The organism is Metabacillus sp. Hm71, assembly GCF_051842955.2.
In the GTDB taxonomy this organism is placed as follows: Bacteria; Bacillota; Bacilli; order Bacillales; family Bacillaceae; genus Metabacillus.
Genome location: NZ_CM200278.1, coordinates 2,862,159 through 2,888,267 on the forward strand (window position 1 = coordinate 2,862,159; position 26,109 = coordinate 2,888,267).

Below are 26,109 nucleotides of genomic sequence, written 5' to 3' on the forward strand. Positions count from 1 at the left end.
AGTATACGGTCTTGATTTAAATAGTGAAAGGAAGAGTCCAGAACAGGGCTCTTCCTTTTTTAAAAGACCAGAAAGGATAAAATTTGAACTTATTTTTTGTGTCTAGCTCCGCGCCATCGGCTCTAGGGTCTAGGCAAATCGGAATTGAAGGTAAAGAACACCTTCTATTCCGATTTGCCTTATGCTTGTCTCCGAATGATTAGCGCCTTGCGTTTTTCTAAGATTATGTACAAAAATTCTAATCATTTTCTAATCTTTCTATAATATCCTTCTAATTTGAAATACTTAATCTGTAATAAAGTTATCTAAAGGAAAAATATATCGCCTTGGAGGTAGAAATAATATGAAAACACGATTAATTCAGATGCTTGCATTGCTGATGTCCCTTACCCTTACTGCATGCAGCAACAATGATAATACAACGATGGAAACTTCGGAGCAGAATCAAGAATACGCTGAGATTGGTTCAGGGGCTCATCTTGTTAAATTTCCTGAAAACCTTGAAGAGGGAATTATATTTGCCACTTATGATCGAGGAGATATTCATGAAGACATTTATGTAAATAATAAGGAAGCGATTGAAGCAGCGCAGAATGGGGAAGAGCTTCCGAGCGGCACCGTTATAACTCTCGTAGGTTATAGGAATGGAGAGCTTGATCAATATTTAGTGATGGAAAAGCGTACAGGATGGGGTTCACAATATTCGCCGGAAGAACGTAACGGGGAATGGGAGTACCAAGCATTTACTCCTGACAAAGAAGTGAGGCCAGATAATATTGGTCGTTGCTTTTCTTGCCACGCAAATCAGGAAAGAGATGACTATATGAATTCGATGGATCAGATGAAAGAGTTTGATTTGGGAGAGATTTCACAATCAAACAACAGCAGTACAGAAACCACAGTTGCTGCTATCCATACAGGAGACTGGAAGGTTAGTGAGATATCTGCACATATGAATGGCTCTAAGGATGCAAATAAAGAAGAAAGTAGTTTAATAGATGATGAGGAAAAAGCGAAAAAGGTTCAGGACGTTCTTTTGACGATGTATTTACAGCAATATAAAGGCTAATGAACGTACTGCCTTTAAAGGATCGTTAAATAAAAGAGAAAGAGTTGATTGCATTGAATCGAAAGATGTTATTCAAGCTGGTAAATGACCTTATTATGACAGTTCTTATGTTAATAGCAATGGCTTACTATATTACCGGAACTATGATCCATGAAGTCGTTGGAGTTGTGGTGCTTGTATTATTCATCGTCCATAATTTTTTAAATCGACGTTGGTATAAAGCGATTTTAAAAGGAAAGCATAATTTCCGGCGTATTCTGCAAATCGGACTTAATCTACTCTTTCTAGTAGCAATGGTTATGATGATGATATGTGGAATATTAATATCTAGTGATCTATTTCCCTTTATACCGGTAAATAATGACATGATCTTCCGGCAAATACATGTTCAGACAGCCTATTGGGGATTTATCATCATGGCTATACACATAGGATTATCATGGGGAATGATGATCAATTCAGTACGGAGGATGACGGGAATCACCGGTACTAGCCGTATTCGCACCATTGCGTTACGTCTTTTGGCGGTATTAATTGTTGCCTACGGAGTGCATTCTTCCTTCGAGGGAGAAATGGGTTCTAAGCTATTCATTTACAATCCATTTGGATGGTTCAATGATGATTCCGCTATAAGATTTTTAATTGACCACCTATCGATCATGGGAATCTATATTGCAGGAACACATTATGCTTTGAAATTTATTCAGAAGCAGGAAAAAAGAGCAGTTCAAAAAAACTGATATAGATTTAATAGTGAAGCATATTTTAAATTAATGTATTAATCATGGCGCCAGTCAGCTTAAATGGTATTAATGAGGCGGTCATATGGTATTCATAGCGTTAATAATGAAAGCAGCATCCTGTAATAAAACACGGAACGCTGCTTTTCTGTAATTGCTTTAAACAAATATTTTTGTTCTTGCTATTGCGTTATAGATTGTTGAATGAATACCTTATCTAGAAAGTTGTTTTGCAGGAGTATACTTGGAGTTTCTTAACATAATAAATGCCAAACTTAATACCAGTGATAATAATCCCACTAATACGACGTATTGTGTACCTAATTCTGAAATAAATAATCCTCCTGCAGCTGTACCAATTGTTGTTCCTAAGTTAACGGATGATAAAAATAATCCATTAGCGAAATCAGGAGCTTCTGGAGCCGCAGACGTAATCCAATATTGATTAATATTACCTCCTATACCAGCCAATATTCCCCAAACTAAAGTAATGATCGCCATAGGTAATGTAAATTGTCCTAATAAGAATAATATGATGTAAACGGCTCCCAATGCAAAAGGAAAAGATACTACAGATTTGATGGCATCTTTTGTAAGTAACTTCCCTGCCACAATGTTTCCAATAATATTTGCCCCTCCGAATATGACTAACATTAAACTAATTGATTTCCCAGAGATATTCGTAACGGTTTTAAGATACTCAGCAAGGTAACTATACACTCCAAATACTGCTGAATTTAGTAAAATGACAGCAACAATGGAAAGCCAAGTAATTGGTTTTTTTAATACCGATAATTGAGCTCCGTAAGAAAGTCTTTCTTGAACAGGCATAGAAGGGAAAAATACTAATGTAGCAATAAATACTATAGCGTTCACGATGGCGAAAAATGCCATTGATATTTCAAACGAAACTGCACTAGCAAGAAAACTTGCGATTGGTACACCAAGTACCATACCCGCAGATACCCCAATAAAAATTTTTGAAACAGCTTTAGGAGCTTCTTCCTTGCTAACTGAGTCAGCAGCCATTGTAAAGGCTGCTGAAAAATAGATTGGATGAAATATGGCTGGAATCACACGCGCAATTATTGCAATGGCAAAGTTAGATGTAAATATAGAGACAATGTTACTTAGAACGAAAATACCAAGTACAAGTAACATTGCCTTCTTGCGATTTATTCCCGAAAATAATAACGGCATAGTTGGACCAGATACAGCAACAGCAAGGGCAAAAAGACTCACCAGCAACCCTGCTTTTGATACACTGACATGAAAGTGATCAGCAATGTAGGGTAATATCCCTATAACACCCATTTCAGTATTTATGATGCCGAAAGCCCCTACGGTCAATATAAATATAAGTAAATTATTTCGTTTAGACATAAAATAGATTTTTCCTTCTTTCTGGAAAGTGTCATTTTCTAGTTGGGTAAAGTTGAGTTATAAGGAGCTATCTTACCTTTATCAATTAGTCAACTTTTTCAATTGTAACTGTAAAATTACCGTTAAGATTTTCAAGCTTTTCTATGCCAGATTCAATTTCCCCTAGTTTAATAAGTCCATTTGAATATCCAAAATCCTTATAGTATATAGCTAAATTCCCCCATGGAGCATAATAAGTGAAGTCTCCAACTGCAGGGTCAATTCCTGATGGTGCCTCTTCAGTAGATAATTTATTTGATGGATAACTAATTTTTTCCGTTCCTGCATAATCTTCAAATGTTAATGTAAGTGGAAGTAATGATAAAAAATCCTTACTTGTTGGATTATCATCCATGTTGACAATGACTTCTTCGTTGTTAAATGTTAATTTTATTCTTATATCTTCCATAGCATCTGGCCCATCTTGATCAAGTGTAGAATCTTGGCTATCCCCGTTGTTTGATTCATCAGCTGTTACTCCTTGTTTGCTATTTTGATGGTTAGTCATATCTTCTTTGCTGGTTGTGTTTTCTTCATTGGTCATACTATTGCAAGCTGTTAAAAATATTGAAGATACTATGAGTGATAATAATATCCATTGAACGGTCTTCTTCATAAAATCCTCCTAGTGTATTTGCATATAAGTTACATATACAAAGATTACTATGAACTTACTATTGGTAAAAAACGCCTCAAAACGATGAGGCATTTTAAAATGAAAGCTTTTACGATCATTGTCTGTGTTACATTTATTAGATAACTTGTTTCGTTGGACGAATCAAGATTTCACTTACCGCAACAGTGTCAGGTGTGCTAATCGCATAAGCTACTGCATCTGCGATATCGCTTGGTTTCAAAGAAAAACCTTCTCCTGAGTCCATTAGATTCTTTACCCATTCTCGATCTTCAGGAGTATTAATTGTTGTATAAAGTTCAGTTGTTACCGCACCTGGTGAAACAATAGTTGAACGAATATTATTTTCACGTTCTTCCTGGCGCAATCCCTCCATAATCGCTCTAACTGCAAACTTAGTCCCACAGTATACAGCTGACCCTGGATAAACAACATGTCCAGCTACAGAATCTGTTGAAATAATGTGACCACCGGACTGTTGTTGCTTCATAATAGGTAATACCGCCGCAATTCCATTCAAAACACCCATAATGTTAATATCTAACATTTGACGCTATTCATCAAATCGTTTTTCTGAAAGTGGAGCAGTCGGCATGACTCCAGCATTGTTGTAGAGCACATCTACCCGACCATATTTTTCGATTGCCAAATCTACAACCGCTTGTACTTCTTCTTTATTCGATACGTCGGCAACTGCATATGATATTTCAGCATTTGGCAATGATTCAACAAGAGCTTTCAAGCGATCCTCTCGACGAGCAGCGATCACTAATTTTGCTCCTTCTTGTGCAAGTTTCTTAGTAGTAGCTTCACCAATCCCACTTGATGCACCCATAATAATGACAACTTTACCTTGAATATTAGACATATCAAATAACATCCTTTCTCTTTTTTTATAAAAACAATATTTTGTCACTATATTAATGTCATTGACATCGCACAACAAAGATAATCATCGTTAATTGATTAACCAACAACTGTTTATAATTATAAATAGAAACAGGTTGCATACAATGGTTAACTTAATGCAATTCGTTGATTATTAAACATATCAATTAAAATTGTTGATTATCTTAAGGAAATAAAACTGGTAAATGATCTTTAAAAGTCTTTTCTCAACGAAGCAAAGGCTTTTTTTCACATTAAGAAAGCATAAAGTGGCAGAAAAGAAGGGAATTCGACGTAGTGGACAATTTTAAGTATAAAGTATCAGCGCAACTGCACCTCTGTCTTCGCCTTTTTAGGCTCGCCAGTCTGCGAGTTTTCTTTACGAGTTTCTCCTAATATTAACTTACTTATGATGATTTCCATTTTAACTATAATTTCTTTCATCACCTCGAAAAGAATTCTAATTAATTTCTAATCTTTCTGTTATTTTGCTCTAATTTGGCATCGTTAAGATGGAATCAGATTAAAGAAAAGGGGGTTTGTCTAAAAGCATGCGAAAACAAATGGTGGAGCATTTCTAATACCAATAAGTCAGAAGAATGAGCCATCTTTGTAAGAATAAATAGAATAAAACAAAAAACAGAACTCCTTATATCTGGAGCGATTTAAAACTAATAAAATAAATGAATAGAAAGAAGATGAAGAAAATGGGTAAATTTCTTGTGGGATTAGAAGTTTCATTTGTAAGAAATAATACTAAAGTCAAGGGAATAATCATTAAAGTATTAGACCGCTCTGCCATTATAGAAATAAGCGAGGAAGATGCTGATAAAATCGAATCACCTAGTACTTTAACGGTTGTCCACCATAGTAATTATGAAATAATCACGAATCAGGTGCATTAAAAGGTGACATAAATTAGAAGGATAGAACTTTTTATTGCCTAACTTCAGAAGGATGAGAAATTGTGAAAAAAGCAGAATCCTACATTATAATTCCTCAAAATGAAGATAACATAGTAATTGAACAAAAACGTAAACAACTGATACACTCGGCAATGACTAAGGGATTAACCAACTCTCAAACTCTGAGAATATCAGAGGAATTAGATGCTGCCATTTTGTCATTAATGAAAAAACGACATGACTAGCCGGTTTCCAAACGTACAGGAAATCGGCTAAAATGTGTCCAAGCTGAATCTAAACGAGAAACTATAAACATTTTAAAACTAGTGAAATCTTTGCACCTTTTCGATTTCTTTCATGATAACTGTGCAAACCATTAAATATGAAGGAATTAACTATACCCATTTTATTTATGGCAGTTTGCCTTTTTGAAGACAAAATTTGTGCAATTCTTGTCCTTTTCACGTTAAAATAATAATAGATTTTGTCGAAAAGCATTAAGAAGGAGTGGGACAACAACTTGTGAAGAAACTACTAAAATTATTGCTGTTATTCCTCTTTGCATTTGTCGCCTATCAATCTTTCTTATTCATTAAGGGATATCCTGGCCCATCAGATCATCAGGTTGAATACGAAGTAAATGCAGAGACTTTGCCAAATGCACTGCACCCAATTGTAGCTAAGAAAGTGGAGGTTTTAAAAGAAAAAACAGCAGAAAAAGAGATTACAATCCTGATCACAGATGATTACCGCTCGTTTGAGGAGCAAGACAAGCTTTATGATAAGGGCAGAAGGACTCCCGGAAAAGTAGTTACTCATTTGGAGGGAGGCGAATCCTATCACAACTATGGCCTTGCAGTCGATTTTGCTCTTCAGCTTGAGAATGGTAATGTGATTTGGGATACTGAATATGATGGAAACGGAAATGGTCAATCAGACTGGTTTGAGGTTGCAGAATTTGCAAAGGAGCTGGGCTTTCATTGGGGAGGAGACTGGAACGGCTTTAAAGATTATCCTCATCTTCAGATGGATTTTGGCTTAACCATTAACGATTTGCAAGAAGGAAAACGTCCAAAAATATCCCAAGTAAAAACAGAGAGTATTGTAAAACTTCCCTAGAGACAATTAGTTTAAATAGTTCAGTTGAAGAAATTATAATAAAAAAGAGTTTAGTATTCGATTAGAATCTAAACAGTGGAGGAAGAACCCAAAAAACATAGGGCTCTTCCTTTTTTTGATTTCTGAAAAAACTCTAATCATTTTCTAATCTTTCTATAACTTCCTTCTAATTTAGAATAGTTAATATAAAATACCAGAATTGTTTTATCTACATAGGCTTACAGGGTTTCAATCCATAGAACAAAGAGTTGCATATAGTTTTTATTTGATCAAAAATCATCCTCTAATGCCAAAGCAGATTATTGTTCATGGTTTGGACATCCACCTTGAAAAAGGTGGATTAGATAGTGTTGTATATTAGATGAATACATCACTGTTCCCATTGATTCTTTTTATTCCACAGGGGAAATGTCCCATCTAACCGAAATATATGAGCAATATTTGTATCATCCAAATCAAACGGAGGTTGCGTGGGAGGATGTCCATCAATTATGGGAAAATATGCTAAAAATGACAATTAATTAGCTGTATAAAAGGAATTGGAAACTTAAGAAAAAATGAAAAACTGTGGTTGAAATGAGATTAATAGAATAGAAAATCAAATAGGAGATGTATCTAATGATAAAAAAAATCTTAGGCATATATATGATGCTCATTCTTTTACTCGTTGGGTGTTCATCAAATGAACAACAAAATTCAATAGACAACGAGCAAAATACTCCTGATAAGCAAGGGAATGAAGAGTTAGAAGTAATTGCAGGAGATCTTAACGTACCTTGGTCGATAGAAAAACATGATAATACATTCTACCTGACAGAAAGACCCGGAACAATCGTGAAAATAGAAAATGGAGAGGTAGAAAGGCAAAACGTAGAACTAGAGAAAGAACTTTCTACAGGTTCAGAGGATGGGTTAATGGGGTTTGTGCTCGCTCCCGACTTCCAGGAATCGAACCTTGCATATGCGTATTATACTTACGAAGACAGCTCGGGACAGTTTAACCGCGTTGCCACACTTCGTTTGGAGGATAACGTTTGGCGGGAAGAGAGCTTGCTTCTCGATAAAATTCCGGGTAATTCCTGGCATGATGGAGGAAGACTTAAAATTGGACCTGACGAAAAACTTTATGTAACAGTCGGTGATGCATATGAAAGGAGTATATCTCAAGAACCTGCTACATTAGCTGGAAAAATACTAAGAATGAATCTGGATGGATCGATTCCAAGCGATAATCCGTTTCCGAATTCATACGTCTATAGTTATGGCCATCGAAATCCTCAAGGGATAACCTGGCTGCCTGACGGAACGCTATATGCTAGTGAGCACGGAAACGATGCAAATGATGAAATAAATAGAATAGAAGCCGGTCAAAATTACGGCTGGCCAATTATCGAAGGCCATGAGGAACAAGATGGGATGGTTCCGCCGCTATTCACATCTGGAGATGAATCAACTTGGGCACCATCTGGAATGGACAATAATAATGGAAAATTATACGTTGCAGCATTAAGAGGATCTGCCGTTTTAGAGTTTGACCTTGAAACAGGTGAATACCGTGAAGTGATAAACGGCCTTGGAAGAATTCGAGATGTACGGATTGAGGATAACGATCTTTATTTCATTAGTAATAATAGAGACGGGCGCGGTGCTCCACAGGAGAATGATGACAGGCTATACAGAATTTCACTTTCAGAATTAGATTAACTACAGAGAGTGAACTGTCTTTACCATAAATGAAACATTAATCAGCTACTCAAAAAGAAAGGTTATAAATGTCATCGGTATAAGAAGATGACAGTCTTTCTATTCTGGGGTTTGCATGAAAAAACGGTGAAATATAGGCAAGCTGCTTAGTGGGGGCAATATCGCTCAACAAACAGGCCAGATTCTTGAATAAGGGAAGGAATTATTTGAAAGTAAATCGAAGCTCTCAGTTATTCAATTAACGGCAGTATAACAAAATAATAAAAAAACTTTAAAACTTACATAAAGTCTTTTTAATGCCCCCTATAGAATATACATGTAAAAATATTTTTTATATGGGGGATTATATGAAGTTGCAAGGGAGGATAAGTTTAAGCGTTGGTTGGATAACATTGTTTCTAATGGGTACTGATTTATTTGTGGTATCCCCATTATTACCGTTTATTTCGGAAGCATATAAAGTTAGTGCATCAACCACTGGATGGATGGTAACTGTTTTTGCATTTACATATGCTTTTTCGGCCCCTTTCTTCGGCTGGCTTTCAGATAAAAAAGGACGGAGAACATTGATTACATTTGGCTTATTACTGTTCGCTATTTCTAATACGCTAACTGCATTTTCTCCTTCATTTTTATGGATGATTGTTAGCCGTATTTTAGCTGGTTTATCCGTTGCTTCAATCACTCCTTTGATATACGCAATCATTGGAGATATTGCCCCACCCAATCGAAGAGGAACATGGCTTTCGATTGTTGTCTCAGGACACTTAACGGCACTTTGGGCAGGAGCGCCATTCGGTACGTTATTAGAGCATTTTCTTGGATGGCGCTCAGTATTTGTTGTAATGGCAATCATAGGAGCCATATTGGCGGTAGTGAATTTTAACACATGGGAATCTATTCCTAAAAATGATGCAACAAGAAACCTATTAGAAGGAAATCTGCTAAGAATGCTTGGTTCTGTAAGTGTTACTACCATATGGGCAATTTCAATGTATACCCTTTATGTTTATTTAGGTGCAGCTCTTTACTCCAAAAATAAATTCTCATCATCAGAAATCGCATTAGCTGTTACTTTTTATGGTGTCGGTGCTGTTTTAGGGAGCCTTACAAGTGGGCAATTAACAGATAAATTCGGAGAAATGAAAATTTCGAAGGCTACGCTAATTTTCTTAATTCTAATACTCATTTGTTTAGGGATATTCTTCTCATCTGGTGATTGGGTTTATTTCTTTCTTTTTATTTGGGCTTTAGTTGGGTATGCAGGATTTACATCATACCAAGCACGATTAGCTGTGGAATATCCAAAAGAACGAGGAATTGTTATGGCATGGAATAATACGGCTCTGTATATTGGTATTACTATTGGTTCAATGATTGGAGGTTTTGTCATATCTAATTGGGGATATTCTTTACTTCCATATGTTTGTAGCGTTGCAGCAATCGTAAGTTTTGTGCTTAGTACCCAAAAGGTACATGAAGCCAAAAAAGAATCAGCTTTTTCAATAGATATATAATCACGGAACGAGGTCTATTTGGGGTTCAGCCGAGATACATGTAAAAATGGGTCATTAACTTACTTTCATTTCCAAATTTCACGATATCAAAAAATGGATTAAGAAACGTGGATTTTATGCACAAAGCGCAACTTCAAACTATAAAAGTCAAATTCCCTACGTTTTAAAGGGAACTGACTTTTTTTATTTGACTTCTTCAAGGGGGACCGCCAACAAAATGCGGATTTCGCACGTTAAGCCACTTTTTTACATAAAAAAGCCGGATACCTACTCGCCATGAGGCTCCGGCTTATGTTTATTACACTCTGATTCTCGTTAGCTTTACTCAGTGATATTTTTCAAGCCTTTTTTGAAGCCGATCTTGGAGATTTGTACGCACCGAAGGCCATTCTTCGGCAATGATTGAAAAATAAGCTGTATCCCTAATGCTGCCATCACTTTCAGGGAGGTGCGCCCTGCGAATGCCTTCAAAAGTAGCACCAAGCCTTTGTATAGCAGAACGTGAACGTATGTTACGAGCGTCAGTTTTCAGTGTGACTCTGATCGTATTCCACGAATCAAATGCATGGGAAAGCATCAGAAGCTTGCACTCTGTATTAACACCAGTACGTAAGAACGAAGCTGCATACCAAGTGCTACCGATTTCTGCCACGGTTGGTGGAGCCAAATCTGTGGGTGAAAGCCCACTTGCAACGCCCGGAGGCCATGAAAAAACTTCCAAATCAAGAAATCGTGTTGTTCCGACAATACGGCCCGTGTCGAGGTGACGAACAACAAATGGCAACGCACGACCTTTCGAAAAGTCGGCTAGAGCAATTTCAATGTAACGTTTAGTATCTTCTTGTCCATTTGGAACATAAGTATAGGTGTAAGTTGACCTATCTTCTGAGGCAGCAGCACAGAGATCATTAACGTGGTCAATCGTCAAGGGTTCTAAGCAGACTAAGTGACCACGAAGCGTAACGGGTATTAGCATGGTATCACACCCTTCAAATTACATAATTTAGTTTGTTTTACAATGCATCTTTTAACATTTCTTCCAGAGAGTTGAATATATTTAGTTGTTATTATAAACATTATGAGTTGTATTTGTCCCGATGAATCGCCAGTGACAATACAAGTAAATGTCAGTAAGCTTCACGTCCACAACCATTTTTAAGGCGTTTTCTTTTTGAAAAATCACGACTAAATTTTAAAAAATTTTAGATATCCATCTTAACGTTCCTGCCTGGGTAGAAAGCCAATTGCGGATCCAATTGATTTTCTTTTGCAGTTCGTACACTGGGAGTAAGTCTAAAAACAACTGTATGACTCCCTAGAGAGGAGCGATATTTCTCAACATGGGATTGTGAAAGGCTTTTATCGTAATAGCCGGGCACGTACTTATCTAGCATGGCTTGCATTGCCGTGGTAGCTTCTTTTAAATCAGTTACCGTTTCTAGTACTCCAAACATCATCACACTCATGTAAGCAGTATCTGTCTTGGCGGGTATAGGACTTACCATGGTTCCATATTCTTCAGATACGGTGAAACAACAGTTAGGATTGGCATGAATCAAATTTATTTTTCTCCCTTGCGCAGCTCCATGAAAATACAAAGCTTCATTCATCCAGATAAAATTTAAAGGAACAACATAAGGAATCTCCTCATCTGTTAATCCAAGGTAACCTGTCCGTGCGTGGCTTAAAAACTGATCAATACGCTTATCATCTGTACATATCCTTTTTTCTTGGCGGATCTTATGCATTTTTCATCCCATCTTTCTTTATAAATGATAAAATCATTTTAGAAAATTTCTGTACATGATAAAAGTGACAGAATTAAAAAGTTTGATAGGGACAGATGGAGGATTGACAGTGGAACTTACCCCATTTTTAAACAAGGAATTGCCAGAATCTTTATACAGCCAGTTGTATCATTGGATTAAGAAGGAAATTGAAGAAGGCAGGCTCTTGCCAGGAATGAAGATGCCATCAATTCGCCAGCTTACGACTCATTTAAAGGTCAGCCGGAATACGGTTGAGGCAGCATATCAGCAGCTACAATCAGAGGGATACCTCGAAAGTGTCCCTAAAAGTGGAATATGGGTAGCTGAGATTGAGAAACCTTTACTACATCCACTTGAGGTGGAACATCCTATTATGTTGGAATGTAAACCTTCAAGCAAAGTCCTTGTGGATTTTGAATATGGAAATGTCGATCTTGACAAATTTCCCTTGAAGCAGTGGAAGAAATGTCTGTCAGATGCAGTTGATCAAGAGAACAACTGGTTATTTCAGTATAGTGAGAATCAGGGTGAATTTGAATTGAGGCGGGAGATATCAAACTATTTACTGCAATCCAGAGGTGTACGCTCTGCACCAGAACAGATTCTTATAACGGCCGGAACTCAAGCCTCCATGGCGTTGATCTGCCATCTTTTAGCACTCCGGGAAAAAACCGTGGCTATGGAAGAACCGGGTTACAGTGGAGTTCGATCGGTTTTAGAAGACCAGGGATGCTATATTGATCCCGTGCCTCTTGAGAAGGATGGATTGTCAGTAGAGCATATTCAAACAAGCAGGGCAAAAGCCGTATACGTAACGCCTTCTCACCAATTTCCATTTGGTATGGTTTTGTCCATTTCGAAAAGAATGCGATTACTAAAATGGGCTTATCAAACTGGAGGATACATTATTGAGGATGATTATGACGGCGAGTTTCGATACCGGGGACATCCGATTCCTTCGCTAAAATCCCTGGATGAACAGGAAAGGGTTATTTATTTAGGTACATTTTCTAAATCATTTCTACCTTCAGCCCGGTTAAGTTTTATTGTATTACCACCTTCTCTAATGGATCAATATTCACAAAAGTTCGCGGCTTATAACCAATCTGTCTCTCCTATTATTCAGAGGGCTATGGCCCTGTTCATGCAAAAAGGGGAATTCGAAAGACATATTCGAAGAATGCGCAAGATGTATCAAAGAAAACATCAAGCTTTGCTAAGGAGTATTGAACAATATATGGGCACTCAAGTAAAAATTGTTGGAGAAAAGTCAGGCTTACATATCTTATTGAAACTAAAAGGCGTAACAGCCTCCGAGCTGATCGAAAATGGTCTACAGAAGGGTGTCAAAGTTTATTCCCCGTCAAGGTTTTGGCATAATCCAAACACTGAAGGTAATTCCTATATCATGTTAGGATTTGGTGGATTATCAATTGAAGAAATTGAAAAAGGAGTCAGATTACTCGCTAGCTGCCTCCCATGAAGAGGGAGAACAGTAAGTAATAAACATATTGCTTGTCAATAAATCCAAATAACCGTTACAAGCAGTATGTCATTTATGAACTTCCCTCTGCTTACGTACATTAAATCGATTTCGCCGCGACGACCCAGATCCACCACTCTGAATAAGATTTAAAAAAGTACTTTATCACGTTTCTTACACTTCGTAAGGAACGTTTTTTATTTTTTAACAATATAATTCATGCAAAAATACCGTGTACGAAATTCCTTACTTACATGTAATTAATCAATGAAAAATTATAATGGGGATTGAATGGGGCCACAGAGTAGTTCATTCGCAAAATATTCATATTTTCCATTTTTATATGAAACCTACGCTACTCTTAACCTCATTTATCTATATATAGTCTATGAATAGAATTTTATTAGAAGAAAGGGCAGTGATAAAGATGGCAAAATATCGAATGGTGCGTACTGATTTTTGGAAGAATCCGATTGTTTCAGAAATGATGACCCCGGAGGATAAGTATTTTTACCTCTATCTTCTTACGAATCCACATACGACTCAAATTGGAATCTATCGAATTACGAAAAAGCAAATGGCTTTTGATTTGGGTTATTCGATTGAGAGAGTTCATTCGTTAGTGGAACGGTTCATCGAGCACCACAATTTGATTCGTTACAATCTCGAAACAAGAGAATTAGCCATTAAAGACTGGGGTAAATATAACTTGCGTAAAGGTGGGAAACCAGTCATGGATCGTATTTTTTCGGAATTAAAAGAAATTAACGATACCTCGCTTATTCCATTTGTGTTGGAATCTATTTATAAACAGGAAATTCGAAGCATATATGAATCCTTTTATGAGCCTGTAAGAATGTCTGACAAGGAAATGAAAGACCGAAATGAATATGTTACATCTCTAGATACGGATAAAAAATTTGACGATACGTCCTTTGTCTCGTAATACGATAGGGCACGAAAAGAAAAACAACAACAAAAAAAAAGAAAACAAAAAGATTTTAGCCCTTATATAGAGAATAATCCAGACATAGTGGATCCATCAAACATCTTTGATGAGGCCTCTCGTACCACCTGCTAAAAATAGAGTGCCTGAAACGGAAAGCAACAGGCAAGTATAAAACAGACCCAATTAGAAAAACCGCTGGATCACACAGCAGCTATTTTTTGTGATCCAGCGGTTTTTTTGGGATGAAGTTAAAAATTTCATGTGTTTCAAAGCTATCGACTAAGCGATTTAACCAATCGTAATATTCCAATGCTTGATGAAGCTTTTTTATATCACTGTTTATTTCATGAACGATTTCTTCTGAGAGATCAGGTTTTTCAAGGAGGAGATGCAGATCACGCAACGATTTCTCAATAGCAGAAACATTTATTGTTACACCATTACGCCATTTGATCGTAAAAAAATCGATAAAGGTCTGATACCAATCCTCTTCAGCCACATACAGATCCTTTCGGTTTCCCTTTTTCCAAACCTTGTCGACCATATGCAAATCCATTAGAGACCTGACGGATGTACTCATGCTTGTTTTACTCATACCTAATTCAATTTTCATCTCATCTAAGGTCATCGGTTGATTTTGAAAATATAGCAGGCCCCATAATCGGCCTACAGATGGTGTCACACCATATAAATTCATATTTTGAGAAATTGCTTCTATCACACGTTCACGAGCTTTCTCAAGTTCGTCTTTACCTTGCAAAGCCTTTCACATCCTATAAGCAGTTATATATACAGAGTACCTATTTCCAATTTGAAAGTAAAGGAGATGAAGTAAAAGGAATATGGAGGAATTGTAAGAATACAGTATATAAAGTACGTACAGTTTTTTCTGTACAAAGTTTACGGAGGTATATGCGGCTATTTGCGCTTTGTAATCAAATTGTACTATTTCTATAATTAATAAGGCAGAGTGTTCGTGACGACTAATTCATAGAAGGGAAGGATAAAATTATATAGATTGAAAGTCGCGTATTTAAAGAGTTAACTAGAGGTGAAAAAATGAATAAGAAAGATGAAACGGCTAAAATCGCCATACGAGACGTGTCGAAAATTTTTGGCAAAAACACCAAAAAAGCGGCACAGCTCCTCAAACAAGGCAAAACAAAGCAAGAAATTTTGAAAGAAACAGGCTCAACAGTCGGTGTAAATCGAGCTAATTTTGAAGTTTATCCCGGAGAGATCTTCGTGATTATGGGACTATCCGGGAGCGGTAAATCTACGCTTGTTCGGATGTTTAATCGATTGATTGAACCAACGAGCGGTCAAGTATTCATTGACGGTGAGGATATCGTCGCAATGAACAAGGAAGAGCTAAGAAATGTGCGGAGAAAAAAACTAAGCATGGTTTTCCAGCGTTTTGCTCTTTTTCCTCATCGCACCGTTCTCGCTAATACGGAATACGGATTGGAAATTCAAGGCGTAGATAAAGAAAGTCGTAAGCAAAAAGCTTTAGAAGCCCTTAAGCTTGTTGGGCTTGAAGGGTATGAGCATCAATTGCCGAGTCAGCTTAGCGGCGGCATGCAGCAAAGGGTTGGTCTGGCACGAGCGTTAGCAAATGATCCTGATATTTTGTTAATGGATGAAGCTTTTAGTGCACTCGATCCGCTAATAAGAAAAGATATGCAGGATGAATTATTAGACCTTCAGTCGACTATGGAAAAAACGATTATATTCATCACGCATGATCTAGATGAGGCATTGCGCATTGGTGACCGAATTGCCTTAATGAAGGATGGAAATATTGTTCAAATCGGTACACCAGAGGAAATATTGATGAATCCATCAAATGATTATGTTGAACGATTTGTAGAAGATGTGGATTTATCAAAAGTGTTAACAGCAGGTCATGTCATGAAGCGAGCAGAAACCGTTCAGCTTGAAAGAGGGGCAAGGGTAGCACTCAAAGTGATGAAGGATAACGGAATATCGACTGTTTATCTTGTTGATAAGCAAAAGAAGCTGCTAGGAGCCATAACAGCAGCTGAAGCGAAAAGGGCGATTGAAATGAACCTTTCATTAGCTGATGTATTGATTAAAGATGTAACAACTGTCCACCCAGATACATTGTTAACAGATCTATTTGATGATGTTTCAACAGCAGAAATCCCTGTGGCCGTTGTCGATCAAGAAAATCGACTGAAGGGAATCGTAATTAGAGGTGCTGTTATTGGAGCATTGGCTGGTAATGATGCCTATATAAATGGAACATCACATCAAGAGCTCCCTGTAAATAAAGAAAGGGAGGTACGTTAATATGGAAGAATTATTCCCGAAATTACCGTTAGCCAGTTGGATTGATTTATTGATTGAATGGCTTGTTGATCATTTCGAACCATTCTTTGAAGGAATTGCAACTGGATTGGAAGGCTTTGTAGAAGGAATTGTAGTAGGTTTAGGCTTTATTCCTGCAATTATTATCATTATTTTGGTTAGTTTACTAGCCTGGAAGGTTTGTAATTGGAAGATTGCCTTATTTACACTTATCGGGTTATTTCTCATCAATAATTTAGGATACTGGGAAAACATGATTGACACAATTGCTCTTGTCATTACGTCTGTTGCTATTTCTATTATTCTGGGTATTCCGATTGGAATTTGGGCATCGCAAAGTGAAACAGTTGGCAAAATTGTTACGCCAATTCTTGACTTTATGCAAACGATGCCTGCCTTTGTTTATTTATTACCTGCCATCTTTTTCTTCAATATTGGTGTCGTCCCAGGGGTTGTGGCTTCAGTTATTTTTGCGATGCCGCCAACAATTCGTTTAACGATTTTAGGGATTAAACAAGTACCGGAGGATTTAATCGAGGCAACACAAGCATTCGGTTCAACAACAGGACAAAAATTACTGAAGGTTCAATTACCATTGGCCCTGCCGACAATCATGGCCGGGATTAACCAAAGCATCATGCTTGCCTTATCTATGGTTGTCATCGCATCAATGGTCGGTGCACCTGGTTTGGGAGCGGATGTTTACCGCGCAGTTACACAGCTGCAAACAGGAACAGGGTTTGAGGCTGGTTTAGCAATCGTAATCATTGCGATTATCTTAGATCGGTTAACTCAAAATATAGGAAAATCGAAAAAAGGGGGAACAGCTTAATGTTTACAAAAATATCAAAACTTACAATAGCATTAGGATTAACGTTCGGATTAGCAGCATGCAGCAGCGGAGAGGAAAGCAGTGGTCAGGCAGATTCTGCGTCTGTTGGAGATACGGTCGATTACAAAATCACAGGTATTGACCCAGGTGCAGGTATCATGAAAGCTACCTCAGCTGCAATTGAGGAGTATGGGCTATCAGAATGGGAGCTTGTTGAGGGCTCAGGTGCAGCGATGACAGCAGCGCTAAAAAAAGCTTATGATGATGAAGAGCCGATTATCATCACCGGCTGGACACCACATTGGATGTTTTCAAAATTTGATTTAAAATATTTGGAAGATCCGAAAGGTGCATATGGTGAAGCTGAAGATATTCACTCAATCGCACGTAACGGATTAGCTGAAGATCTGCCAGGTGTTCATAAAGTGTTGGATCAATTCCATTGGACGCCAGATGATATGGGTGTTGTAATGAGTGCGATCCAGGACGGCACATCACCAGAAGAAGCTGCTGCAGCATGGGTGGAAGATAATGCTGATAAAGTAGCGGAATGGACGAAAGATGCGCAGCCTGGTAATGGCGAAGAAGTAAAATTAGGATATGTTTCTTGGGATAGTGAAATTGCAAGTACAAATGTCATTTCAAAGGTCCTTAAAGATTTAGGCTATAATGTAACAATCAGTCAGGTGGAAGCTGGTCCAATGTGGGCAGGTGTTGCTGATGGCAGTATTGATGCACATGTAGCTGGCTGGCTGCCATTAACACATGCTGACCAATATGAAAAATATGAAGGCAAATTTGAGGATTTAGGTGCCAATCTTGAAGGTGCGAAAACCGGATTGGTTGTTCCCAAATACATGGACATTGATTCTATTGAGGATTTAAAAGAATAAGGTAAATACGAAAATACCCACGCAATGAGTAAAAGCGTGGGTATTTTTGTATTTAAAAGTGTTTTCCATTTACAAAAAAAGAGAGATAAAGCAATATAAATATAGACTAAATTAAGGAGAGGAACTTATGTTTGTCATCGAAGGCCTAATCTATAAAAATATATTACAGATAAGCAAAATGGAAATCCCGGCAAAGACAATCACTTGTCTTGTTGGAGAAAGCGGGGCAGGGAAATCTACCTTCTTAAAAATGCTAAATCTCATGTTATCACCTGACCGAGGTGATATCTTTTTTCAAGATCAACATGTAAAAGACATCGACCCGGTTCAACACCGGAGGAAAGTGGTGATGCTCGCGCAGCAGCCGACGATTTTTCCAGGGGCGATTCGTGATAATCTAAACAAGGGACTGGCTTTTGCTGAAAAAAGGCTTAAAGAAGATGATGAGCTGAGCCGCGCGTTAGAGCTTGTGCATTTACATAAAAAATTGGATGAGGATGCTGAAAGGCTCTCTGGAGGGGAAAAACAGCGGCTTGCTTTAGCGAGAGTATTGCTTATGGACCCTGAAGTATATTTGCTTGATGAACCAACCTCAGCGCTTGATGCGGAAACAGAGGAGCTTGTGATGAATCGTTTTATCAGTACGCTCAAAGAAAAAGGGAAAACAGTCGTCATGATTACACATTCCCAAAAGCTTGCAGCAAAATATGGTGAGAATATCATTAAACTAGAGAAAAGAGCAGGGGAACAAGATGAGTAATGTCATAAAAGATATAGAATTTTGGCGGTTAGTTGCCGGTTATCTATTTATATTGTTATTAATTGTTTTTGTAAAATGGCGCGGCTTAAAACGAGAAAAACAAATTATCGTCTCAACAGCAAGAATGACGATTCAATTAATTTTAGTAGGCTATATTTTAACTTACATAATTGAACAACCAAATCCATTTCTTATTACGCTTATCATTTTCTTGATGCTATGGTTTGCTGTTTACAATACATATAAACAAGTAGCAATTCCAATAAGCAGGAACCTAAAGCAGATCATCGCCATTTCGATGGCAGCAGGTTCAATCGTAACCTTGCTTTATTTTAATTTTGTTGTGATCCATTTTCAGCCATGGTATGAACCACAATATCTTATTCCAATTGCAGGGATGATTATCGGAAACTCGATGACAGGCATTACATTGGGGGTAAAGAATTTAATTGAAGGGATCCAAAGGGAAAAACATCTTATTGAAGGAGCGCTTATGCTTGGGGCAACACCGGAAGCAGCAACGAAATCAGTTGTCAACTCAGCATTTGATTCAGCGATCTTGCCGTCCATTAATAGTTTAGTAGGAATGGGAATTGTGTTTTTACCAGGGATGATGACAGGGCAAATCTTAGCGGGTATTAGTCCGCTAATCGCCATTGAGTATCAGATCGCCGTTTTATTAGGGATTACCGGCAGTGTGGCGTTAACGGTTATGATCTTTACCCATTTTGGGTATCGAACGTTTTTTAATGAACGGGACCAGTTTGATGCTTGATGTTTGTCTCTTATCATCGGAACATAAAAAATAATTGCCTAGGGTAGACAGTCTTGATATAACTAAACTAAGCATCATGCTTAGAAGCCGAAATTTAAGGAGCAGAGTATGAATCTTTCTAATTTTATCTTTTTTCTGTTCATACTTTCAGGAACGTTAATTATTACATATTGGGCTGCAAAAAGAGTCACAACAACACAGCAATTTTATTCTGTATCACACAGTTTAACCGGTTTTCAAAATGGGCTGGCAATTGCGGGAGACTTTATGAGTGCGGCCTCATTTCTTGGGATTACAGGAGCTGTTGCCTTGTATGGTTTCGACGGATTTTTTTACTCGATTGGCTTTCTTGCCTCCTTTTTCCTGCTTTTATTTGTTATTGCCGAGCCGATTCGCAATCTCGGTACCTTTACACTTGGGGATGTCATTTTTTCGAGATTCCCGGAACAACGAATTCGTTTGCTATTAGGTTTTAGTACCATTATGATTTCCGTTTTATATATTATTCCACAGATTGTTGCAGCTGGGCTTCTCGTTCATTTAATGCTGGGAATGAATTATAGCTCTTCCGTATGGGTGATCGGCAGCTTGATGACATTGTATGTCATTTTTGGCGGTATGGTTTCTGCTTCATGGGTTCAAATTATTAAAACGGTTCTCTTATTGTCAGGGACTTTTTTGATGACATTAATGATAATGGCTCGTTTTGACTGGAATATTCTCCAATTATTCCACCTTGTAAAGGAAAATACACCGTATGGGGAGCAGTTTTTTTCTCCTGGCAACCTATTTAAGGATGCTTCAGAAATGCTGTCTCTCAATCTCACATTAATTCTTGGAACGGCTGGGTTGCCGCATATTTTAGTCCGTGTTTTTACTGTCAAGGATGCAAGAGCTGTTCGGAAATCGATTATTACATCGACATGGATTATCGGCCTGTTCTATTGTATCATGCTAGTTTTAGGCATTGGAGCGGTCGCTCTTGTCGGCTGGGAAAGATTGATTGAAGTCGATGCTACAGGAAATCTTTCTGCATTGTTATTATCGTCCGTACTTGGAGGTGATTTCCTCGTTGCGTTTATATCAGCAATCGCATTTGCCACCATCTTAGCTGTCGTAACAGGACTTGTCACCGCTGCAACTTCATCCTTTACCCATGATATTTATCATCATGTGCTGCGAAAGGGGAAGGCAACAGAAAGGCAGCAAATGCAGGTTGCTAAGCTTGCTGCTGTATGTGTTGGGTTATTGTCTATCATTCTTTCTCTTAGTCTAAAAGAAAGTAATGTTACCTATCTTGTATCCTTCACATTTGCCATAGCAGCGGCTACAAATCTTCCACTATTACTATTCACATTATATTGGAAGCGTTTTAATTCGACTGGAGCAATTGTAGGCGTTCTTTCCGGTTTATCAGGTTCATTGCTAGTTGTTTTACTTGGTCCGCAAATGGAACTTTTAGGAAATAAAATGCTTATCCCTCTAGAAAATCCTGGTATCATCGCTATTCCTTGCGGCTTTTTGGGAGCAATTTTAGGAACCCTTTTTTCTAAAAAGGGGGTAGATGAAGAGATGTTTACTAAACTTGTTGTACAAGCACAAACTGGGGTGAAACGATAGGGGAAAACGGGAATTAGGAAATGAGAGCAGGTGACAACTTGGGGGATTTAACGATTATATTATTTGAACGAATTGGCATGTTGTTGATTTTTGCTTTTATGCTGACGCGGATTCCTTCTTTCCGCTATCTATTGGATCGTGAGCTTTCTGTTAAAACAACCATCTATCATTCTATTATTTTTGGTATTTTAGCGATTGCAGGGGCTCAAGCGGGTGTAAAGATAGCGGATGGACAGATTACTTCACATATATGGGTGTTACAGCTTGCTGAGGGCGAAATGCTTGTCGGGTCATCCTTGGTAGCGATTGTCATTTCCGGTTTGTTTGGAGGTCCATATGTAGGGCTTGGTGCAGGATCTATTGTTGCCGTTTATTGTTATTTGTTAGGGGGAGAGCATGTACTTGCTGTTTGTCTGGCAAATATGCTTTCAGGGCTGATCGCTGGTTATACCGCACGCTTTTTTTCACATGAACGGGTCATCGCCTCGGAAAAAGCATTATTTATTGGAATGTTTGCTCCGATTTTGCATATGGCTTTTTTATTGATATTTACATCAACACCTGAGGAAACAATTGAGCTGGTCAATACAATTGGAATTCCGCTTGTTGTCACAAATAGTGTAGCCATCGCGATCTTTACAGCCATGATTCGGATTGCATTAAATGAAAAAGAACAAGAGGCAGCGTTAGAAACAAAACGCGCCTTAAAAATTGCGGAGGAAACTTTACCTTTTTTAAAGCGTGGGTTGAATTTTCAAACGGCAGCGAAGATTGCTGATCTGTTGCGTGAAGAATTAAAAATTCCTGCTGTTGCCCTAACTGACACGGAAAAGGTCCTTGCCCATACAGGACTAGGTTTTGATCACCACCATCATAACCAACCTATTCGATCTCAACTCACTAGATTGGCTATCGAAACCGGTGAAATCCAAGCAGCTTATGGGACTGAACAGATACAATGCAATAACCCCGATTGTCCCTTACAGGCAGCCATTATCGTCCCTATCCGGGAATCAGGTGAAGTAACCGGATTGATTCAATTGTTTTTTAGAAGATCGCAGCAAATTCGAGCGGTTGAGATTGCTTTTGCGCATGGATTAGGAAAATTAATTTCTAACCAGTTGGATGCAGTTGCTGCAGAGAAAATGAAAACAATGGTTCAAGAAGCGGAATTACGACATTTACAGGCACAAGTTAATCCCCATTTCTTGTTTAATACACTCCATGTCATTTCGGCATTAATACAGAAAAATCCAGGGCAAGCACGAGGGTTAATTGTACAATTAGGGCAAATTTTGCGAAGCAGTTTGAAATTATCGTCAGCTTCATTAATTACTTTGAATCAAGAAAGTACCTATTTGCATTCCTATATTGAGATTATGAAGGCGAGGTTTTCAGACCAATTAGCCATTGAGGTGGATATGGAAAATGGGGTAGGAGCGGCAATGATTCCTCCTTTTACCTTACAACCGTTAGTCGAAAACTGTATTAATCATGGATTAAAAAATGTTTCATCAGGCGGAATGATCTGGATAAAAGCGAAGAAAAAGGGTAATTCCGTGGTGATTGAGATAAAAGACAATGGAAGCGGTTTTCCCCCTACATTGATAAGCTGTCTAGGTAGTAAACCGGTACAAAGTGAAAAAGGAAATGGCATTGCCATTTATAATGTTAATCAACGGCTAACGACGATAATTGGTGAAACAGCCCGATTGCAATTTCGAAATCGTTCTTCTGGAGGTAGTCTAATCACGTTTACTCTATCAATATCCGTGAAGGGAAGGGACAAAAAATGAAAATAAAAGTTATGATTGCAGAGGATGAAAGACTGACAAGAGAAGACTTAGCTTTTTTAATTCAACAGGAAGAAGAGTTTATTCTATGCCCTAGTGCGGAAAATGGGCAACAGCTTATTGAGTTATACGAACAATATAAACCAGATCTTGTCATTCTTGATATCAACATGCCATCTTTATCTGGAATTGAAGCGGCAAAACAGCTTAGGAAGCTCTCAAATGGAAAGAGTAAGCCATATTTAATCTTTACAACTGCATATGATGAATATGCTGTTGAAGCATTTAATCTAGAAGCGGTGGATTACCTTCTAAAACCCTATGATGTTGAAAGGTTTAGGGAAGCATTATCACGTGTTCAAAAGCAAATGGTGCAGCCTGAACGAAAGAACAGTAACTCTTCAAAGCTGTTAATTGATAATGGGGAAAAGGTTGTTGTCTTAACACCACAGTCCATATATTATGCTGTCCGCTCAGAACGGCTCGTTGACATACATACAGATAAAGGGCTCATTCAAACGAAAATGACACTTCAGGAACTGGAAGAAAAGCTGCCGCCCGCTTTTTTCCGTTCACATCGCAGTTATTTAGTAAACCTTGATTATATCGATGAAATCGTCCCTTGGTTTAACGGGGCATATAATATCATTCTAAAAAATATTGACCAAACAAAAATTCCGGTAAGTCGTTCAGCAGCGAAGCAGCTTTTTGATCTGTTACAGGATTGAAAAGCTGGTGCATGTTGAATAGGGGAATAGGCATTTCGAACACAGTTTTCTGCAATTGAGACATCATTGTGAACATTTTACGAATATTTTAACAATTGATTACAATTTGATCTTATACTGTTTGTAACCGCTTACAGGATATAGTTATGAAAGGAGGTTAATTTTATCTATTTCACCATTTAAGGGGGAGTTTTTTATGAGCATGAATGAAAATTCATTAAAACAACAAATGGAACGATCACAAACCTCTATTGATTATTCAAAAATCGCCCAATCTGCAAAATTCAAGGAACTGCTTCGGAAAAAACGCAATTTTATTCTGCCAATGTCCTTATTCTATTTAGCCTTTTATTTTACATTGCCTATAATGACAGCTTATTCTACCGTACTAAATCAACCTGCATTTGGTTCGGTTAGCTGGGCGTGGGTATTTGCGTTTGCTCAATTTATTATGACGTGGGCATTATGTATTCTTTATTCAAAGCGAGCGGCAAAATTTGATGAAATGGTTAATGAAATAATTGAAGAAGCAAAATAAAAGCTTTAAGTTCAATTAGAAATAAAGTTAAGTACTATTTTCGTGTGGTGGGAGAAGAGAACAAGGGAGGAAAAGGTTCATGAATACACTAGCATTTTCGCTGTTTTTAGCTATTGTGGCTTTAACACTTGTCATAACGTATTATGCCTCCAAAAAAACAAAAACGACGAGCGATTTCTATACAGCTGATGGAAGTTTGACTGGCTGGCAAAACGGGATGGCGATTGCAGGAGACTATATGTCAGCCGCATCATTTCTTGGAATTGCCGGGATGATTGCCCTTTCCGGTTTTGACGGCTTTTTCTACAGCATTGGTTTTCTTGTTGCCTATCTCGTTGTTTTATATATTGTTGCTGAACCTCTTCGTAATTTAGGGAAATATACAATGGCCGATATGATTGCAGCACGATTTAATGCGAAACAGGTGAGGGGAGTAGCTGCGTTAAACACGATCGCGATCTCGATTTTCTATATGATTGCCCAGCTGGTTGGTGCAGGGGGACTCATTCATTTATTACTTGGACTTGATTATGTTTATTCTGTATTAATCGTTGGTACATTGATGACAGTATATGTTGTATTTGGCGGTATGACTGCAACAAGCTGGGTGCAAATCGTTAAGGCAGCACTATTGATGATTGGAACATTCATTATTTCAATCATTGTTTTTGCAAAGTTTGATTTTAGTATTTTCAAAATGTTTACGGAAATGAAAGCTGCAACTCCATTAGGAGACGGTTTCTTGAATCCGGGAAATAAATTTAAAGACCCTTTAGATACGATTTCACTTAATTTAGCGCTTGTATTAGGTACTGCTGGGTTACCGCATATTTTAATTCGCTTTTTTACCGTAAAGGACGCGATTACAGCTCGCAAATCTGTTGTGTATGCAACATGGATTATTGGTTTATTTTATGTGATGACCATTTTCCTTGGCTTTGGAGCAGCAGCGTTTGTAGGATATGACAAAATCATTGAAGCGAATGCTGCAGGGAATATGGCAGCCCCATTACTTGCTGAAGCAATAGGCGGAGATTTCTTATTTGCTTTTGTTTCAGCCGTTGCCTTTGCGACGATTTTGGCCGTAGTTGCCGGTCTTGTGCTTTCAGCAGCATCAGCGTTTGCTCATGATTTTTATAGCCACATTGTACGCCGGGGGAATGCTACTGAAAAGGAACAAGTGGTTGCGGCAAGATGGGCGTCTGTTGGTGTGTCAGTATTATCGGTTATTCTTGCTTTATTTGCCCAAAAGATGAATGTTGCTTTCCTTGTTTCATTAGCCTTCGCGGTAGCTGCGAGCGCTAACCTGCCAATTATTTTGTTAACGATTTTTTGGAAACGATTTAATACAACAGGTGCTGTAGTAGGTATGCTTGTTGGATTAATTAGTTCACTTGCGCTGGTTGCTGTTAGTCCAAGTGTTTTGTCACCAGAAGCAGGAGCAGCGATTCTTATTGGAGAACCGCTTTTCAAATTAGCAAATCCTGGGATTATTTCGATTCCTTTAGGTTTTATTGGAGCAATTTTAGGAACTCTTCTATCCAGTAAAAAAGAGGATGAAAAGAAGTTTGATGAAATTCTTGTTAAAGCTAATACAGGAGTGTCAACCACTATGAAGTAGAAAAAGCAGTTTAAGGGTC

24 protein-coding genes and 1 pseudogene are annotated in these 26,109 nt (G+C 37.9%); 19 read left to right on the plus strand and 6 right to left on the minus strand.

Annotation, left to right across the window (positions count from 1 at the left end; all coding sequences use genetic code 11):
• Window positions 1–343 precede the first annotated feature (343 nt).
• Window positions 344–1,069, plus strand: coding sequence for a cytochrome P460 family protein (locus tag ACSVDH_RS13940; protein ID WP_439252101.1), 726 nt, complete (start codon window positions 344–346; stop codon window positions 1,067–1,069).
• Window positions 1,070–1,122: 53 nt separating this feature from the next.
• Window positions 1,123–1,809 carry a DUF4405 domain-containing protein gene (locus tag ACSVDH_RS13945; protein WP_439252100.1) on the plus strand — a complete coding sequence of 229 codons (687 nt, stop codon included), beginning with the start codon at window positions 1,123–1,125 and terminating at the stop codon, window positions 1,807–1,809.
• 213 nt (window positions 1,810–2,022) lie between these two features.
• On the opposite strand, the gene ACSVDH_RS13950 is transcribed toward ACSVDH_RS13945, so the two are convergent.
• From ACSVDH_RS13950 to ACSVDH_RS13960, 3 genes and pseudogenes are all read right to left on the minus strand, one after another.
• A complete protein-coding gene (locus tag ACSVDH_RS13950; protein WP_439252099.1) occupies window positions 2,023–3,192 on the minus strand; it encodes an MFS transporter in 1,170 nt (389 codons plus the stop codon).
• A gap of 85 nt (window positions 3,193–3,277) precedes the next feature.
• Complete coding sequence (locus ACSVDH_RS13955) at window positions 3,278–3,847, minus strand: cyclophilin-like fold protein (protein ID WP_439252098.1); 570 nt, start codon at window positions 3,845–3,847, stop codon at window positions 3,278–3,280.
• Window positions 3,848–3,983: 136 nt separating this feature from the next.
• Window positions 3,984–4,733 (minus strand): annotated as a pseudogene (locus ACSVDH_RS13960) (SDR family oxidoreductase).
• 727 nt (window positions 4,734–5,460) lie between these two features.
• On the opposite strand from ACSVDH_RS13960, the gene ACSVDH_RS13965 reads away from it, so the two are divergent.
• The 5 genes from ACSVDH_RS13965 (at window position 5,461) to ACSVDH_RS13985 (ending at window position 9,998) form a co-directional block, all read left to right on the plus strand.
• Window positions 5,461–5,658: a DUF2187 family protein gene (locus ACSVDH_RS13965; RefSeq protein ID WP_439252097.1), complete on the plus strand. Its 198-nt coding sequence runs from the start codon at window positions 5,461–5,463 to the stop codon at window positions 5,656–5,658.
• 62 nt (window positions 5,659–5,720) lie between these two features.
• The gene (locus ACSVDH_RS13970; protein ID WP_439252096.1) at window positions 5,721–5,903 is read left to right on the plus strand and encodes an aspartyl-phosphate phosphatase Spo0E family protein; all 183 of its coding nucleotides are present in this window, start codon (window positions 5,721–5,723) and stop codon (window positions 5,901–5,903) included.
• 277 nt (window positions 5,904–6,180) lie between these two features.
• Entirely contained in the window at window positions 6,181–6,777 is a 597-nt protein-coding gene (locus ACSVDH_RS13975; RefSeq protein ID WP_439252095.1) for a M15 family metallopeptidase, read from the plus strand.
• Window positions 6,778–7,395: 618 nt separating this feature from the next.
• Entirely contained in the window at window positions 7,396–8,481 is a 1,086-nt protein-coding gene (locus ACSVDH_RS13980) for a PQQ-dependent sugar dehydrogenase (RefSeq protein WP_439252094.1), read from the plus strand.
• 347 nt (window positions 8,482–8,828) lie between these two features.
• On the plus strand, window positions 8,829–9,998 hold the full coding sequence (locus ACSVDH_RS13985; protein WP_439252093.1) for an MFS transporter: 1,170 nt from the start codon (window positions 8,829–8,831) through the stop codon (window positions 9,996–9,998).
• A 325-nt stretch (window positions 9,999–10,323) separates the two neighbouring features.
• Here ACSVDH_RS13985 and ACSVDH_RS13990 read toward each other — a convergent pair whose 3' ends face one another.
• Window positions 10,324–10,974 (minus strand): GNAT family N-acetyltransferase, encoded by a 651-nt coding sequence (locus ACSVDH_RS13990; protein ID WP_439252092.1) that lies wholly within the window; start codon window positions 10,972–10,974, stop codon window positions 10,324–10,326.
• A gap of 226 nt (window positions 10,975–11,200) precedes the next feature.
• The gene (locus ACSVDH_RS13995) at window positions 11,201–11,746 is read right to left on the minus strand and encodes a pyridoxamine 5'-phosphate oxidase family protein (RefSeq protein ID WP_439252091.1); all 546 of its coding nucleotides are present in this window, start codon (window positions 11,744–11,746) and stop codon (window positions 11,201–11,203) included.
• Window positions 11,747–11,855: 109 nt separating this feature from the next.
• Here ACSVDH_RS13995 and pdxR point away from each other — a divergent pair, with 109 nt between their 5' ends.
• Window positions 11,856–13,250: a MocR-like pyridoxine biosynthesis transcription factor PdxR gene (gene pdxR / locus ACSVDH_RS14000; RefSeq protein ID WP_439252090.1), complete on the plus strand. Its 1,395-nt coding sequence runs from the start codon at window positions 11,856–11,858 to the stop codon at window positions 13,248–13,250.
• Window positions 13,251–13,677: 427 nt separating this feature from the next.
• Complete coding sequence (locus ACSVDH_RS14005; RefSeq protein ID WP_439252089.1) at window positions 13,678–14,196, plus strand: hypothetical protein; 519 nt, start codon at window positions 13,678–13,680, stop codon at window positions 14,194–14,196.
• A gap of 214 nt (window positions 14,197–14,410) precedes the next feature.
• Here the strand turns inward: ACSVDH_RS14005 and ACSVDH_RS14010 are convergent, their stop codons facing one another.
• Complete coding sequence (locus tag ACSVDH_RS14010; RefSeq protein WP_439252088.1) at window positions 14,411–14,959, minus strand: GbsR/MarR family transcriptional regulator; 549 nt, start codon at window positions 14,957–14,959, stop codon at window positions 14,411–14,413.
• A gap of 299 nt (window positions 14,960–15,258) precedes the next feature.
• Between ACSVDH_RS14010 and ACSVDH_RS14015 the strand changes: the two genes are divergently transcribed.
• The 10 genes from ACSVDH_RS14015 to ACSVDH_RS14060 all read left to right on the plus strand — a co-directional run bounded on the left by ACSVDH_RS14015 (window position 15,259) and on the right by ACSVDH_RS14060 (window position 26,090).
• Complete coding sequence (locus tag ACSVDH_RS14015; RefSeq protein ID WP_439252087.1) at window positions 15,259–16,512, plus strand: quaternary amine ABC transporter ATP-binding protein; 1,254 nt, start codon at window positions 15,259–15,261, stop codon at window positions 16,510–16,512.
• A gap of 1 nt (window position 16,513) precedes the next feature.
• Window positions 16,514–17,362, plus strand: a complete 849-nt coding sequence (locus tag ACSVDH_RS14020) for an ABC transporter permease (RefSeq protein ID WP_299088669.1) — start codon at window positions 16,514–16,516, stop codon at window positions 17,360–17,362.
• Window positions 17,362–18,255, plus strand: coding sequence for a glycine betaine ABC transporter substrate-binding protein (locus ACSVDH_RS14025; RefSeq protein WP_439252086.1), 894 nt, complete (start codon window positions 17,362–17,364; stop codon window positions 18,253–18,255). Before ACSVDH_RS14020 ends, ACSVDH_RS14025 begins: the two co-directional genes overlap by 1 nt.
• Before the next feature lie 127 nt (window positions 18,256–18,382).
• Complete coding sequence (locus ACSVDH_RS14030) at window positions 18,383–19,015, plus strand: ABC transporter ATP-binding protein (RefSeq protein WP_439252085.1); 633 nt, start codon at window positions 18,383–18,385, stop codon at window positions 19,013–19,015.
• On the plus strand, window positions 19,008–19,790 hold the full coding sequence (locus ACSVDH_RS14035; RefSeq protein WP_439252084.1) for an ABC transporter permease: 783 nt from the start codon (window positions 19,008–19,010) through the stop codon (window positions 19,788–19,790). The genes ACSVDH_RS14030 and ACSVDH_RS14035 overlap by 8 nt, the downstream gene beginning before the upstream one ends.
• Before the next feature lie 108 nt (window positions 19,791–19,898).
• Window positions 19,899–21,410 carry a solute symporter family protein gene (locus tag ACSVDH_RS14040; protein ID WP_439252083.1) on the plus strand — a complete coding sequence of 504 codons (1,512 nt, stop codon included), beginning with the start codon at window positions 19,899–19,901 and terminating at the stop codon, window positions 21,408–21,410.
• Between the two features lie 38 nt (window positions 21,411–21,448).
• Window positions 21,449–23,206 (plus strand): LytS/YhcK type 5TM receptor domain-containing protein, encoded by a 1,758-nt coding sequence (locus ACSVDH_RS14045; protein WP_439252082.1) that lies wholly within the window; start codon window positions 21,449–21,451, stop codon window positions 23,204–23,206.
• Window positions 23,203–23,931, plus strand: coding sequence for a LytR/AlgR family response regulator transcription factor (locus ACSVDH_RS14050; RefSeq protein WP_299088680.1), 729 nt, complete (start codon window positions 23,203–23,205; stop codon window positions 23,929–23,931). Before ACSVDH_RS14045 ends, ACSVDH_RS14050 begins: the two co-directional genes overlap by 4 nt.
• A 196-nt stretch (window positions 23,932–24,127) precedes the next feature.
• Complete coding sequence (locus ACSVDH_RS14055) at window positions 24,128–24,469, plus strand: DUF485 domain-containing protein (RefSeq protein WP_299088682.1); 342 nt, start codon at window positions 24,128–24,130, stop codon at window positions 24,467–24,469.
• Window positions 24,470–24,548: 79 nt separating this feature from the next.
• Entirely contained in the window at window positions 24,549–26,090 is a 1,542-nt protein-coding gene (locus tag ACSVDH_RS14060) for a solute symporter family protein (RefSeq protein ID WP_439252081.1), read from the plus strand.
• Window positions 26,091–26,109: the final 19 nt, after the last annotated feature.

What these genes read in the sequence shown, in the direction of transcription:
- ACSVDH_RS13940 (WP_439252101.1), top strand. Translation starts at nt 344, where the DNA reads ATGAAAACACGATTAATTCAGATGCTTGCATTGCTGATGTCCCTTACC.
- ACSVDH_RS13950 (WP_439252099.1), bottom strand. Translation starts at nt 3,192, where the DNA reads ATGTCTAAACGAAATAATTTACTTATATTTATATTGACCGTAGGGGCT.
- ACSVDH_RS13955 (WP_439252098.1), bottom strand. Translation starts at nt 3,847, where the DNA reads ATGAAGAAGACCGTTCAATGGATATTATTATCACTCATAGTATCTTCA.
- ACSVDH_RS13965 (WP_439252097.1), top strand. Translation starts at nt 5,461, where the DNA reads ATGGGTAAATTTCTTGTGGGATTAGAAGTTTCATTTGTAAGAAATAAT.
- ACSVDH_RS13980 (WP_439252094.1), top strand. Translation starts at nt 7,396, where the DNA reads ATGATAAAAAAAATCTTAGGCATATATATGATGCTCATTCTTTTACTC.
- ACSVDH_RS13985 (WP_439252093.1), top strand. Translation starts at nt 8,829, where the DNA reads ATGAAGTTGCAAGGGAGGATAAGTTTAAGCGTTGGTTGGATAACATTG.
- ACSVDH_RS13990 (WP_439252092.1), bottom strand. Translation starts at nt 10,974, where the DNA reads ATGCTAATACCCGTTACGCTTCGTGGTCACTTAGTCTGCTTAGAACCC.
- ACSVDH_RS13995 (WP_439252091.1), bottom strand. Translation starts at nt 11,746, where the DNA reads ATGCATAAGATCCGCCAAGAAAAAAGGATATGTACAGATGATAAGCGT.
- ACSVDH_RS14005 (WP_439252089.1), top strand. Translation starts at nt 13,678, where the DNA reads ATGGCAAAATATCGAATGGTGCGTACTGATTTTTGGAAGAATCCGATT.
- ACSVDH_RS14015 (WP_439252087.1), top strand. Translation starts at nt 15,259, where the DNA reads ATGAATAAGAAAGATGAAACGGCTAAAATCGCCATACGAGACGTGTCG.
- ACSVDH_RS14020 (WP_299088669.1), top strand. Translation starts at nt 16,514, where the DNA reads ATGGAAGAATTATTCCCGAAATTACCGTTAGCCAGTTGGATTGATTTA.
- ACSVDH_RS14025 (WP_439252086.1), top strand. Translation starts at nt 17,362, where the DNA reads ATGTTTACAAAAATATCAAAACTTACAATAGCATTAGGATTAACGTTC.
- ACSVDH_RS14030 (WP_439252085.1), top strand. Translation starts at nt 18,383, where the DNA reads ATGTTTGTCATCGAAGGCCTAATCTATAAAAATATATTACAGATAAGC.
- ACSVDH_RS14035 (WP_439252084.1), top strand. Translation starts at nt 19,008, where the DNA reads ATGAGTAATGTCATAAAAGATATAGAATTTTGGCGGTTAGTTGCCGGT.
- ACSVDH_RS14040 (WP_439252083.1), top strand. Translation starts at nt 19,899, where the DNA reads ATGAATCTTTCTAATTTTATCTTTTTTCTGTTCATACTTTCAGGAACG.
- ACSVDH_RS14050 (WP_299088680.1), top strand. Translation starts at nt 23,203, where the DNA reads ATGAAAATAAAAGTTATGATTGCAGAGGATGAAAGACTGACAAGAGAA.
- ACSVDH_RS14055 (WP_299088682.1), top strand. Translation starts at nt 24,128, where the DNA reads ATGAGCATGAATGAAAATTCATTAAAACAACAAATGGAACGATCACAA.
- ACSVDH_RS14060 (WP_439252081.1), top strand. Translation starts at nt 24,549, where the DNA reads ATGAATACACTAGCATTTTCGCTGTTTTTAGCTATTGTGGCTTTAACA.